Annotated in this window: 10 protein-coding genes and 1 riboswitch; of the genes, 5 read left to right on the plus strand and 5 right to left on the minus strand. The window is 65.8% G+C overall.

The window, feature by feature from the left end:
• Positions 1-160: 160 nt before the first annotated feature.
• The 3 genes from G7Y85_RS16860 (at position 161) to G7Y85_RS16870 (ending at position 3,159) form a co-directional block, all read left to right on the plus strand.
• Positions 161-1,288, plus strand: a complete 1,128-nt coding sequence (locus G7Y85_RS16860; protein WP_166260029.1) for an NAD(P) transhydrogenase subunit alpha — start codon at positions 161-163, stop codon at positions 1,286-1,288.
• A gap of 130 nt (positions 1,289-1,418) precedes the next feature.
• Entirely contained in the window at positions 1,419-1,730 is a 312-nt protein-coding gene (locus tag G7Y85_RS16865; protein ID WP_206675603.1) for an NAD(P) transhydrogenase subunit alpha part 2, read from the plus strand.
• Positions 1,731-1,740: 10 nt separating this feature from the next.
• On the plus strand, positions 1,741-3,159 hold the full coding sequence (locus G7Y85_RS16870) for an NAD(P)(+) transhydrogenase (Re/Si-specific) subunit beta (RefSeq protein WP_166260031.1): 1,419 nt from the start codon (positions 1,741-1,743) through the stop codon (positions 3,157-3,159).
• 72 nt (positions 3,160-3,231) lie between these two features.
• Here the strand turns inward: G7Y85_RS16870 and G7Y85_RS16875 are convergent, their stop codons facing one another.
• Together G7Y85_RS16875 and gtfA are read right to left on the minus strand one after the other, a co-directional pair.
• Positions 3,232-4,824, minus strand: coding sequence for an esterase/lipase family protein (locus G7Y85_RS16875; RefSeq protein WP_174839794.1), 1,593 nt, complete (start codon positions 4,822-4,824; stop codon positions 3,232-3,234).
• A gap of 400 nt (positions 4,825-5,224) precedes the next feature.
• Positions 5,225-6,667 carry a sucrose phosphorylase gene (gtfA, locus tag G7Y85_RS16880; RefSeq protein ID WP_166260034.1) on the minus strand — a complete coding sequence of 481 codons (1,443 nt, stop codon included), beginning with the start codon at positions 6,665-6,667 and terminating at the stop codon, positions 5,225-5,227.
• Positions 6,668-6,833: 166 nt separating this feature from the next.
• Between gtfA and G7Y85_RS16885 the strand changes: the two genes are divergently transcribed.
• Entirely contained in the window at positions 6,834-7,586 is a 753-nt protein-coding gene (locus G7Y85_RS16885) for a queuosine precursor transporter (RefSeq protein WP_166260037.1), read from the plus strand.
• Between the two features lie 18 nt (positions 7,587-7,604).
• On the opposite strand, the gene G7Y85_RS16890 is transcribed toward G7Y85_RS16885, so the two are convergent.
• Both G7Y85_RS16890 and G7Y85_RS16895 read right to left on the minus strand, forming a co-directional pair.
• The gene (locus G7Y85_RS16890) at positions 7,605-8,270 is read right to left on the minus strand and encodes a YoaK family protein (protein WP_166260039.1); all 666 of its coding nucleotides are present in this window, start codon (positions 8,268-8,270) and stop codon (positions 7,605-7,607) included.
• Between the two features lie 147 nt (positions 8,271-8,417).
• On the minus strand, positions 8,418-9,677 hold the full coding sequence (locus G7Y85_RS16895; protein ID WP_166260042.1) for an MFS transporter: 1,260 nt from the start codon (positions 9,675-9,677) through the stop codon (positions 8,418-8,420).
• Between the two features lie 348 nt (positions 9,678-10,025).
• Here G7Y85_RS16895 and G7Y85_RS16900 point away from each other — a divergent pair, with 348 nt between their 5' ends.
• The gene (locus G7Y85_RS16900) at positions 10,026-12,191 is read left to right on the plus strand and encodes a primosomal protein N' (RefSeq protein ID WP_166260045.1); all 2,166 of its coding nucleotides are present in this window, start codon (positions 10,026-10,028) and stop codon (positions 12,189-12,191) included.
• Positions 12,192-12,215: 24 nt separating this feature from the next.
• Here the strand turns inward: G7Y85_RS16900 and G7Y85_RS16905 are convergent, their stop codons facing one another.
• A complete protein-coding gene (locus G7Y85_RS16905) occupies positions 12,216-12,788 on the minus strand; it encodes a TMEM165/GDT1 family protein (protein ID WP_166260048.1) in 573 nt (190 codons plus the stop codon).
• A 20-nt stretch (positions 12,789-12,808) separates the two neighbouring features.
• Positions 12,809-12,982, minus strand: a riboswitch (yybP-ykoY riboswitch).

A 12,982-nucleotide genomic window follows, 5' to 3' on the forward strand; every position in this document is an offset into this window, starting at 1 on the left:
ATTCCGGACATTCACCGGGAATCCGGCCACTTGGGTGTTATTCCCTAGTCGTTCCGCTAGACTTGCAGCCCGCCCGCGTCGGCAAATCCCGCTCTAGAAAGGGGTCCGATCGGCGTCCAATATTCAGATTTTCGAGTTTTGCGCTCTGGAGCATTCGAACATGCCGGTCAAAATTGCCGTGCTGAAGGAGACTCGCGCGAACGAACGCCGTGTGGCGCTCGTCCCTGCCGTCGCTGACAAACTGATCAAGCTGGGCTGCGAGATTCACATGCAGTCCGACGCCGGTGCCGCCAGCCGGATTCCCGATTCCGCGTACAAGAACGTCACGTTCGCCGCCAACCCTCAGGGTCTGGTCGGCGATGCCGACATCGTCGTGTCGGTGCAGCCGCCGGCGATGGACGTGGTCGACGCGATGAAGGATGGCAGCGTGCTGCTGTCCTTCGTCTATGCGCACAAGGAGCCGGAGCTGACCAAGCTGCTGCGCGACAAGAAGATCACCTGCTTCGCGATGGAACTGGTGCCGCGTATCTCGCGCGCGCAGGCGATGGACGCGCTGTCGTCGCAGGCCGCGCTGTCCGGTTACTACTCGGCGCTGCTGGGCTCGACCAATCTCGCGCGCATCCTGCCGATGATGACCACCGCCGTCGGCTCGATCCGCCCGGCCAAATGCCTGGTCATGGGCCTCGGTGTCGCCGGCCTGCAGGCGCTGGCCACGGCGCGTCGCCTCGGCGCGATGACCGAAGGCTACGACGTGCGACCGGAGACCAAGGAACAGGCCGAATCGCTGGGCGCGAAGTTCGTCGACACCGGCGTCGATGCGCGCGGCGAAGGCGGTTATGCGCGCGAGCTGACGCAGGAAGAAAAGGACAAGATCGCCGCGGTGGTCACCAAGCACATCCAGCAGGCGGACCTGATCATCACCACGGCCGCGATTCCGGGCCGGCCGTCGCCGAAGCTGATCAGCAAGGCGCAGGTCGACGGCATGAAGAACGGCGCGGTGATCGTCGATCTCGCCGCCGAGGGCGGCGGCAACTGCGAGTACACGAAGCCGGGTGAAACCGTGCAGGTCGGTCAGGTGACGATCGTCGCGCCGCTCAACGTGCCGTCGCTGCTCGCCGAGCACGCCTCCGAGCTGTACGCGAAGAACCAGTTCAACCTGATCGAGCTGTTCGTCAAGGACGGCGCGATTGCACTCGACTGGGGCGACGAGATCATCGCCAAGACCGCGCTGACGCATGGCGGCGACATCAAGAACGAAGCGGCCAAGAAAGCAGTAGAAAGCAACTGAACGTTCCCTCTCCCCTCGTACGAGGGGAGAGGGTTAGGGTGAGGGGTTGGTCGGCGAACGAGCCGCCCCTCACCCCGACCCTCTCCCCCACGATGTGAGGGAAAGGGAGTCACGGACTTAGGGAATGAACATGGAATACACCACCACCATCCTGACGGGCTTCGTCGCCCTCTACATCTTCATGCTCGCGGCGTTCACCGGCTTCGAGATCATCGGCCGCGTGCCGTCGATCCTGCACACGCCGCTGATGTCCGGCTCGAACTTCATTCACGGCATCGTCGTCGTCGGCGCGCTCTGGGCGCTGCTCAACGCCTCGACCACGCTGCAGGAAGTCATCGGCTTCGTCGGCGTGCTGCTTGGCGCCGGCAACGCGGCCGGCGGCTATGTCGTGACCGAACGCATGCTTGAAATGTTCAAGCCTTCCGACAAGAAGAAGGGCTAAGGGGAAAACCATGAATGCAGCATTGATCATCGACGCGAGCTATTTCCTCGCGGCGTTCCTGTTCATCTACGGCCTCAAGCGCATGAGCTCGCCGGTCACGGCGCGCTCCGGCATCGTCGTCGCCGGCTGGGGCATGGTCATCGCCGTCGCGGCGAGCTTCCTGTACACGCTCGATGTCGAGCCGGAAGCGCGTCCGCTGCTGACCACCAACATCACGCTCGCGGTGATCGCCCTCGCGCTCGGCCTGGGCTGGGCGTGGTGGAGCGGCAAGAAGGTCGCGATGACCGCGATGCCGCAGATGGTCGCGCTCTACAACGGCATGGGCGGCGGCGCGGCAGCGGCGATCGCGGCGATCGAACTGTTCGGCCACAAGGCGCATGTCGGCGTCGGCCTCGGCCTCGCCGTGCTCGGCGGCCTGATCGGCTCGATCTCGCTGGCGGGCTCGCTGATCGCCTGGGGCAAGCTCGACGGCCGCATCGACAAGACCCTGCGCCTCAAGGGCCTGCAGGCGATCAACGGCACGCTGCTGCTGGTGCTGGTGGCGATCGGCGCGTTCGTGGTCTATTCGCACGGCGCGGTGTCGGTCGGTGTGCTCGCCGCGTTCTTCGCGCTCGCGCTGTTCTACGGCGTGATGATGACGATGCCGATCGGCGGCGCCGACATGCCGGTCGTGATCTCGCTGTACAACGCGTTCACGGGGCTCGCGGTCGGCTTCGAAGGCTACGTGCTGAACAATCCGGCGCTGATGATCGCCGGCATGGTGGTCGGTTCGGCCGGTACGCTGCTGACGCTGCTGATGGCCAAGGCCATGAACCGCTCGGTGTCGAACGTGCTGTTCTCGAACTTCGGCGCCGCCGGCGACGAGGGTCAGGGCGAGATCAGCGGCAGCATGAAGCCGGTCGACGCCGGCGACGCCGGCATCAACATGCGCTACGCGAGCAAGGTCATCATCGCGCCGGGCTACGGCCTGGCGGTGGCGCAGGCGCAGCACAAGCTCTACGAGTTCGTGAAGCTGCTGCAGGCCAACGACGTCGATGTGAAGTTCGCGATCCACCCGGTCGCCGGCCGCATGCCGGGCCACATGAACGTGCTGCTCGCCGAGGCCGGCGTGCCGTACGACATCATCTACGACATGGAAGACATCAACGGCGAGTTCAAGGAAGCCGACGTGGCGATCGTGATCGGCGCCAACGACACCGTGAATCCGGCGGCGCGGACCAACAAGTCCAGCCCGATCTACGGCATGCCGATTCTCAACGTCGACCAGGCCAAACAGGTCTACGTCGTCAAGCGCGGCCAGGGCAAGGGCTACTCCGGGGTCGAGAACGAGCTGTTCTTCCGCGACAACACCAACATGGTCTACGGCGACGCGCAGAAGGTCATGGTCGCGATGATCCAGGCGGTGAAGTCGCTGGAAGGCGGTCACTGAAGCGGCGTCGGATTCAAATGGAAAAGGCCGCCTCGGGGCGGCCTTTTCGTTGATGCGGTCCGGGAGTCGGCCTCAGCCGTTCCATGTCGAGACCAGAAAGCGCAGCCGTCCCTTGATGCCCGGTGCGCCGCCGCTGTCGAACGGAAAGCTGATCGTCAGCTGGCCGTCCTTGAACAACAGATCGTCGGCCGCGACCTTGCTGCGGGCATCCGTCGGGTTCTTGCTGTCTTCCCAGGCGTAATAGACCGCCCACTGTTCGTCCGCGCTCTTCGGCGGAAACAGTTCGATGAGCAGGGCGCTGCGGAACAGGGTCGCGCCTTCGTAGTGCTGGTCGAGCCAGAGCTTGCGCTCGATTTCGTAGTCCGGCGTGCGCGCATTCAGCACCACCCGATAGGCGACCGAGTCGTCGGTGATCGCCGGACTGCGCCAGCGTTTGTCGAGAAACACGGTACTCAGGTACACCGTGCGATCGCCGGGCTGTTGCGGCGTCGTCAGCTGCTGATGCGTGCGGCATGCCACCGAATCCTCTTCGGCAACACGGCGGCTCAGGGTCCAGGCCTTGCCGCGCACCGATGCGAGCATTTCGAACTGGTACAGCGCCGAGACGCCGGCCTTGTCGGCGATCGCCTTCGGCAGCGTCACGCCGTCGACATCGAGCCAGATGTCGGCGCGCGTGTCGCCGAACAGGAAGCGCACGAGGTTCTGGTAGGCCTCCTCGCTGTTGACGATGCCGAAATACCCGGAGTGCGAGCGGTAGGTGTAGGCGCGCGCGCAGGGACTCTCGACACCCTCCTTGTCGAAGCCCGCCAGCGAGGCATTCTCGATGCGCACCAGACCGTCGCTGCCGTGGCCGACGAAGGTCCGCGCCGCGCCGGCCGCCACTTCGTAGTCGCTGCGGTTGGTGCCGATCATGCAGAACACGCGCGATGCCGGAAACGCCGCAGCGCCGTCCTGCGGCAGCCAGTCGACGCGGCCGGTCTTCTTGAACTGCGTCTTGAGATCGAGATAGTCGGCCATGCGCGCGCGGTCGAAATTGCTGATGTCGTTCAGCGTCAGCCACTTCGGCACGTTGACGCCGGCAACGTCGATGCCGTTGTGCGGCGTGGCGTAGGTGAAGACCTTGTCGACGCACCGCCGCGCGGCTGCCGAACCGAGTTTCACGTTCTGCAGGAATGCGCGCACCACCAGTCCGCCCATCGAGTGCGCGACGAGATGGCAGCGGAAGCGGTCGGGATCGCCAGGCGAATCGGGGTTGCCGCAGACCAGATCGCGCACGCGCAGCACGAGCTTGTCGAGATCCTGCGCGAACTTCTCGATCGACGGGGTCTTGCCGCTGCCGAGCAGCTTCGAAGCCTGTTCGTAATAGCGGAAGATGATGACGCTGCGCGGGTCGAGAAAGCGATTGTCCGGCCAGTCGTCGTCGACGATGTCGTGGCCATTCTCGAAGACGTCGCGATAGTTGAAGTCGGTCGCGAGTCGCACCATCGGCGATTCGAACACGAACTTGCGGGCACGATCGTAGTCGGCCGTCGCGCGAAACACGGTCGAACCGAGGTTGAACCCGCAGAACGGATCGGCGCTGGTATCGTCGATCTCGCTCTGCGTCATCGCATAACCGCGCACGTAGATGATCGGGTAATACGGTGCTGCAAGTGTCATGAGCATCCCCAAGCTCCGCGGTCCCGAGGAATGCCGGCAGGCCCCGCGGCCTGAGCAGCCGTGCCGGCATCGAGATTTCAGGGATCGTGCGGACCCTCGGGGAACCGCTGCCCCCCCGACGCGAACCGCGCAGCGGGCGCACGTGGTCCCGGCGCGCCGCCGGCACGTCCGACCTGCGCGCGACGGCCGGCGTCGTTCCGGCTGTTCGAGTGCTGCGGTTCGTGTTCACTCCGCAGCGGCGGCGGTATCGTCTTGGGCATGGCAGCTGGACTCCCGGTCGCAGGGCACGCTGCGACTCTACGCCGACGCCGCGCCGGGATTGTGATCCGCCTCACGGTGCGTTCGCCGTTTCGCCGCGGTCACGCGATCGCCGCCGCTGCCATCGAGGTGAGGTGGTCCCTCCGGGTCAGAGCCGCGTCGTCAGCCAGCGCCCGGACTTCTGGTCGATGTAACGCACGGTCGCCTTCTTGAAATTCAGATCGACGAACAACTCGCAGGTATGCGTGCCGTCGCGCCAGCACATCGCGACATTGCTGTCGTTCGAATACTGCAGATGGAACACGCCGTTGAAGGCCGGATAGCTGCTGCGGAATTCCATCAGCTTGAACAGGCGGCGCACCACCGGCTGTTTCACCGCTTCGGCGATTTCGTCCTTGCTGTAGTGATGGCGATTGATGTCGCGCAGCTCGCCGCTGGCATCCATCAGTTCGTGATCGTTCTGGCCGGCGAGCAGACCAACGTAATAGACCTGCGGAATGCCGGGCGCGAAGAACTGGATCGCGCGCGCGCAGATATAGGCATCGTCGTTGCGCTTGAGGGCGTCGTAGTAGGTGCAGGTCAGCTGGTAGATGGCGCCGACGCTGTGCACGTTCGCGGCCGAACGCCGCAGGATCGGATCGGCACTGCGCGCCGAAACATTGTCGATCACGGCCTGGATCTCGGCCTTCGGCAGCACGCCTTCGACGTCGGGGATGCAGATGCCGTCGTGCGTGTCGAGCACGGTGATCTGGTTGCGCGGGCACATGCGCAGCCACTGCTTCAGATAGATGCTGTTGGCGTCGAGCAGCGAGTAGAGCAGCAGCGGCGCGAGCGCGAACCCGTACGGGTGCATGCCGTGCAGCGAAATCGCGTACTGGTAGCTCGCGTGATCGTGCACTTCCGGCAGCGTTTCGGCGCCGTGTTCGCGCGCCAGTGCGTCGATCCACTTGAGGATGTCGTAGACATCGGGTTCGACGAGAAAGCAGCTCGTGCCGATCTTCTTGGTCGTGTAGCCGAAGGCATCGAGGCGGAACAGCTTGACGCCGCGCGCGGTAAGGAACTTGATGTAGTCCTCCATCAGCGCATAGGTCTTCGGCGAGTTGTAGTTGAGGTCGATCTGCCGTTCGGTGAACGTGCACCAGACGCGCCCCTTGCTGCCGTCGCCGAAGGTGACTTCGCGAAACGGTTCCTTTTCCTTGCGGATGTGGATCTTTGCCAGGTCGTCCGGACTGATGTCGCCGAGCTGGTCGACGTGCACGAACAGATCGGCATGCTCGGAGGCGTAGCCGTTTCTGAGGAAATCCCTGAACTCCTCGGACTCGTCCGACAGGTGATTGATCATCAGATCGAGCGACAGATCGTATTTCGACGATATGCGCTCGACGTCGTCCCAGCTGCCGTACTTCGGATCGATCTGCTTGTGCGTCAGCGGCGAGAAGCCGCCGTCGGCATTCGACGGGTACGGCGGCAGGACATGCACGCCACCGATGCGCCCCTTGCAGTGCGTTTCGAGGAAATCGTGGAGGTCGGCAAGATTGTCGCCGAGCCGATCGGGGTAGGCGATCAGCTGCACCTGGTTGCGGAGGATCATCGAGCTGCGTCCGTTTCGAGGGGATTTCATCGCCGCCAGAGGCGACGCGCGCTATGCTGCCGCCGCAGCGGCGTCTGCGATGCGACGAGTCGATGACTGTCCGGTTTCCGGTCCCGACTCGACCTGCATCTGCGTCTCAAGTTGCCACATCTTTTACGAGCCATCGATGAATGACAAGCCGATCGCGCCCGTCACGGGCTTTCGCTACTACGATTTCCTGCTTGGCGGCATGGTTGCCGTGCTGCTGTGCTCGAACCTCATCGGCCCCGGCAAGGTCTGCGCGATCAACCTGCCGTACTTCGGCAATCTCGATTTCGGCGCCGGCAATCTGTTCTTCCCGATCAGCTACATTTTCGGTGACGTGCTCACCGAGGTTTACGGCTATGCGCGCGCGCGCCGCGCAATCTGGGCCGGCTTCGCGGCGATGATCTTCGCCACCGTGATGTCGGCCATCGTCGTCGGCATGACGCCGAGTGCCGACGAGCCCTGGAATCACACGCTGCAGCCGGCGCTCGAAATCGTCTTCGGCAATACCTGGCGCATCGTCGCGGCCAGCATGCTCGCGTACTGGGCCGGCGACTTCGTCAATTCCTTCGTGATGGCGAAGATGAAGCTGCTGACCAAGGGCCGCTGGCTGTGGACGCGGACCATCGGCTCGACGGTGTTCGGGCAGGGTGTCGATTCGATGCTGTTCTATCCGATCGCGTTCTGGGGCATCTGGGAAACCCATTCGCTGATCGCCGTGGTGATCTTCAATTTCTCGATGAAGGTCACCGTCGAAGTCGTACTCACGCCGCTGACGTATCTGGTCGTCAACGGTCTGAAGCGGGCGGAAGGTGTCGACACCTACGACGCCGACACCAACTTCACGCCGTTCTCGCTGAAGGATGAAGGCGACGTGCGCCGCCGCGCCTCGTGATCGCGGCGGCGGCAGGGCTCATCGCCCGCCGCCACGGCCGACATAGATCGAATTGACCAGCGCCAGCAGGATCGCGCCGGCGGCAGGAATCGCCAGGGTCGAGAAGCGCAGCTGCCGGTAGCTGAACGCACCGATCGCGCCGCCGAGGATGAACCCGGAAATCAGCAGCAGGAAGAGCAGGGCCTTGCGCGTATCGAGCGGATGGCCGCGCAGGCGCGCACCGAGCATGGTGCCGAGATCGGTGAACAGTCCGGAGACGTGCGTGGTTCTCACCGTGGCCCCGCTGTAGGTGCTGACCATGCCGTTCTGCAGACCGCAGGCGGCGGACGCAAGGAACTGCCCCGCTTCGACGCCGTGATCGAGCCAGCGCATCGCCGTCAGCAGCAACGCGGCCTCTATCAGCAGGGCCAGGCTGTAGCGATGCCCGAGCCGCAGCACCGCGTTGTCGATCAGGGCGCCACTGAACGCGGCACCGAGCACGAAGGAAATCAGGATCAGGATCAGGTGCGCGCTTTCGGACCCGTCGAAATTGACCAGCGACAGCCCCAGCAGCGTCGACGTACCGGTGAGATGCGAGACCGCCTGGTGGCGGAACCCGAGCATGCCGACCGCATTGACCGCACCGGCGATCGCGGCAAGCCAGAAACCGCCGACTTCCACCCACCGGGGAAGCTTCGTGAACATTCGCCGCTGTGCCTCGCTGAAGGTCGGTGCCCGGCATCGGCAGGGCCGTGCGCTTGTCCGGATGTATCGTCAGCTTGCATTTGCGGCCGCGTGCGATGCAAGGCGCCCGTCAAGGGCCGGGTTGCGCCAGCCATGCCGATCGCGCACCTAGCACGGAGCGCGCGAACCGCCGCCGGCACGGCTGGTCCACATCAGCGCGCCGACCAGCACGAACAGCAACACGGCGCTGGTCGCGAGCGAGGCATGGATACCGATACGGGCGCCGAGCAGGCCGACGCTGACGCCGCTGAACGTGCGCATGCCCATCGCGAACATGTTGTAGACGCCGATCGCACGCCCGCGCATCTCGGCCGGCGCGTGGAGCTGAACGAGCGTCTGCGCCATCGAATTGAACGACAACTCGACGAAGCCGGCGACAAACAGCAGCAGCAGGGCGAGCGGATAGTGCGTCGAAACCGCGAAGCTGCCGAGCGCGAGGCACCAGATCATCGCCAGCAGGCAGGCCGTGCCGGGGCGCGCCGGCAGCAGGCCGCGGCTTTCCAGCACGAAGCCGGCAATCAGCGCCCCGGCGGCGTCGGCGGCGAGCAGGGCGCTGTACGAGAAGTCGACATGGCCATGCCCGAGATCGGTGGCGAAGCCCGGCATCTGTGCCTGGTAGGCGTTGCCGATGCACAGCGAGGCAGCGCCGGCCAGCATCGTCATGGCGAGAATCACGCGATGGCGGGCGATCTCGCCGATCGCGCTCAGGATGTCGCCGATGCTGCGCACCGCCCGTTGCGCGACAACGGTGCCGGCGGCGCGGAATTTCGGCCCGTAGGGCGCGGTCGCGAGCCAGATGATGAACGGCAGATACAGCGCGGCATTGACCAGAATCCCGAAATTCGGGCCGAACAGCAGCAGGAATGCGCCGCCGACCGCCGGCCCCATCAACAGGCCGAGCTGGCGTGCCGTCGCGTTCAGGCGCACCGCGCTCTGCAGGTGCTCGCGACCGACGATGTCGTGCAGGAGCAGCTGCGACGGCGGCCCCCAGAGCACGCCGGCGCAGCCGTGCACGATCAGCAGCACGGCCGCATGCCAGAGTTGCAGACCGCCGCTCAGGAACAGCAGGCCCCAGACGATCGACACGCCCATGAACAGGCACATGCCGAGCTGGATCATGCGCCGCGGGTCGACACGATCGGCCAGGGCCCCGGAGCCGACCGAAAACAGCAGGTACGGCAGCCAGTGCGACACCACGGCGAAGCCGCCCAGCGCCGGCGAGTGGAATTTCTGGAAAATGACCCAGTAGCTGATCACGTGCTCGATGCTGTCGGCCATCATCACCAGCGCAGACAGAACGAAATACGCGCGATAGCCGCGATGGCGCAGCGCGGCGAAGGAGACATGGGGCGTGGTGGCGGCGGTCACGGCTGGCGGGTCAAAAACGGAGCGCGGATTCTAAGGACTGGTGCCGTCAAATGCCGGCCGACCGTGGTGCCCACGGACGTCCGGACCGGTACCCCTCTATCATGATCTGCCCCGGGCAGGAGCCTGCCGCGACGATGACTTAGAAATCCTTATGCACAAGTCGGGGCGATCAGGAATGGCTGTCACACGCAAGAGACGGTTCATTCACATTCTAGTCATACATCGCTATTGAACTGAATTTCAATGAAATTTTCATGTGACAGCGAACCCGTCCGGACCAGTCGCGCAAGCCCCGGCGCGCAAGCCTGAGGTGGGCGGTCGCGCCATGCACACGCTTATCCACAGGCTTTGAATCCCCTCCTCGTCACCGTCGCGGTACCGGTGCCGCTCTATCGCGGTTTCGATTACCTGCTGCCTGCGTCGCTGGCGGCCGGAGCGCGCCCCGGCGTGCGGGTACGCGTCCCTTTCGGCCGCCGAAAGCTGTGCGGGGTGATCGTCCGTGCGCCGTTCGAACGCGTCGACGACAGCCAGGACTACCGGCCGCTCGATGCGGTGCTCGACGACGCCCCGCTGCTTGGCGCCGAATTGCTGGCGCTCTGCGAATGGGCCGCGGAGTACTACCGCCACCCGCTCGGCGAAGTGATCGCCGCGGCACTGCCCGGCAGCCTGAAGCACGGCGATGCCGCGGTATTGCACCGGCCGCAGCGCTGGCAGCTGACGCCGGACGGGCAGCAGGCGCTGGCGACCCTGCCGGGCCGCAATCGCGCGCAGCGGTCGGCGCTGGAGGCCTTGCAGGCCGGCGCGCGCGGCGCCGGCGAATGGCCCGTGGCGCCGGCGATCCGCGCCCGCCTCGTCGAGCTCGGCTGGGTCGCCAGCGTCGCCGACGACGCGCGCCAGCCGGCCGCGGTCTCGGACCCGCTGCCGCTGACTGCCGCCCAGCAGCTTGCACTCCACGAACTGGAAGGCGGCGAGCAGGGCTTTCGCGTCAGCCTGCTCGAAGGCGTCACCGGCAGCGGCAAGACCGAACTCTATCTGCGCCGTCTGCAGGCAAGTCTGGACGCCGGCCGGCAGGCGCTGGTGCTGGTGCCGGAAATCAGCCTGACGCCGCAACTCGCGCAGCGCCTGCGCGAGCGGCTGGGCGACGGCGTGCTGAGCTTCCATTCCGGCATGAGCGAGGGCGAACGCGAGCAGGCCTGGCTCGCCGCCCGCGAAGGCACGACGCCGGTCATCGTCGGCACGCGTTCGGCGATCTTCGTGCCGTTTGCCCGGCTCGGCCTGATCGTCGTCGACGAGGAGCACGACGCCTCCTACAAGCAGCAGGACGGCTTCCGCTACTCGGCACGCGACCTCGCCGTCGTACGCGCGCAACGCCTCAAGGCCGAGCTGATACTCGGCAGTGCGACGCCGTCACTGGAAAGCCTGCACAACGCGCAGGCCGGTCGCTATCGCCACGTCCGCTTGAGCGAGCGCATACACGCGCAAGCCCCGCCACGAATCGACCTGCTCGACGTTCGCAAGCAGACGCTCGCGCATGGCCTCGCGCCACCCTTGCTGAGCGCGCTCGACCGTTGTCTGGAGGCCGGCGATCAGGCGCTGCTGTTCATCAATCGTCGCGGCTATGCACCGATCCTGCTGTGTCACGCCTGCGGCTGGCAGGCCGCCTGCGCGCACTGCGACGCACGCCTGACCGTACACCGCGGCCGTTCGCGCCTGATCTGCCATCACTGCGGTGCGCAGCAGCCGCTGCCGCGCGGCTGTCCCTCCTGCGGCGCAGCCGAGCTGATGCCGCTCGGACAAGGCACCGAGCGCATCGAACAGGCGCTGCTCAACCGCTATCCGCGCAAGCGCATCGAACGCCTGGATTCCGACCGGCTCGGCCGCCGCCACGAACTGCAGCGCCTGCTCGACGATGTGCGGGCGCGCAGGGTCGACGTGCTGGTGGGCACGCAGATCCTCGCCAAGGGCCATGACTTTCCGAACCTGTCGCTGGTCGGCATCGTCTCCGCCGACCAGGCGTTGTACGGCGCGGACTTCCGCGCGATCGAACGAATGGGTCAGCTGGTCACGCAGGTGGCCGGGCGCGCCGGGCGCGCCGGGCAGCGCGGCGAGGTACTGCTGCAGACCCACGAACCGGATCATCCGCTGCTGCGCCTGCTGGTCGAACGCGGCTACGCCGGATTGAGCGCAGCGTTGCTGAACGAGCGGCGCGAGGCCCGGCTGCCTCCGTTCTCGCATCTGGCGCTGCTGCGCGCCGAGGCGCGCGATGCCGCGCCGCCGATGCACTTCCTCGCTGCCGCGCGCGAACTGCTGCTGCCGCTGCGCGGGCTGCAGGTGATGGAACCGATTCCGTCCGGCATGGAACGACGCGCCGGCTTCGTGCGTGCACAGCTGCTGGTCCAGGCCGAACAGCGCAGCGCGCTGCAAAGCGCACTGGCAGCCATCGTGCCTCGCCTCACCGAGCTGGCGCGCGGCGTGCGCTGGTCGATCGATGTCGATCCGGCCGATCTGTTCTAGGACCGCCGGACGAACGACGCCGGCTCAGCCGCCCAATTCGTGCCGGAAGATCAGGCTCGTCACGCCGAGCACGATGAACAGGCCGGCGGCGGCGTAGCGGATCGCGTTCAGCGGCAGCTTGTGAGCGAGCGCAGCGCCGACGAACACGACGGGCACGTCGGCGAGCAGCATGCCCAGGGTCGTGCCGCTGACCACCGCGAGCAGCGAATCGAAGCGCGCGGCGAGGATGGTCGTTGCGATTTGCGTCTTGTCGCCGATCTCGGCGAGAAAGAACGAAATCACGGTCACCGGAAATGCGCTGCGGCCGCTGCGCTGGCCCTCGTCTTCATCGACCGTGTCGGGCTTGATCGCCCACAGACCAACGGCGATGAACGACAGTCCGACCAGCCACGGCAGATAGTCGGGTGCGACGACGATGCGCAACCAGCCACCGATCAGACCGGCGAGCGCGTGATTGAATACCGTGGCGACGACGATGCCGGCGATCACCGGCCAGGGTTTGCGAAAACGCGTGGCCAGCACCAGCGCCAGCAGCTGGGTCTTGTCGCCGATCTCGCCGAGCAGGACGGCGCCGGCCGATACCAGAAAAGCTTCCATGTCGATTTTCCTGAAGTGCCGGGCAACTCGCGAAACCGGACATGCGCGACGTGCCCGGCGGCCCATGCGCATGTCTGGTCTCGCCACACGGCGAAGGTCGAAACCTCCGCTGCTGGACGCGCCATGGCCGCATGCGGCCAAGTATGTTGACGTGTCCTCCCGCCTCGCGCGGGACGGCTACTCCCCAAAACAGG

This window comes from Solimonas terrae (assembly GCF_011067135.1).
Classification (GTDB): domain Bacteria; phylum Pseudomonadota; class Gammaproteobacteria; order Nevskiales; family Nevskiaceae; genus Solimonas; species Solimonas terrae.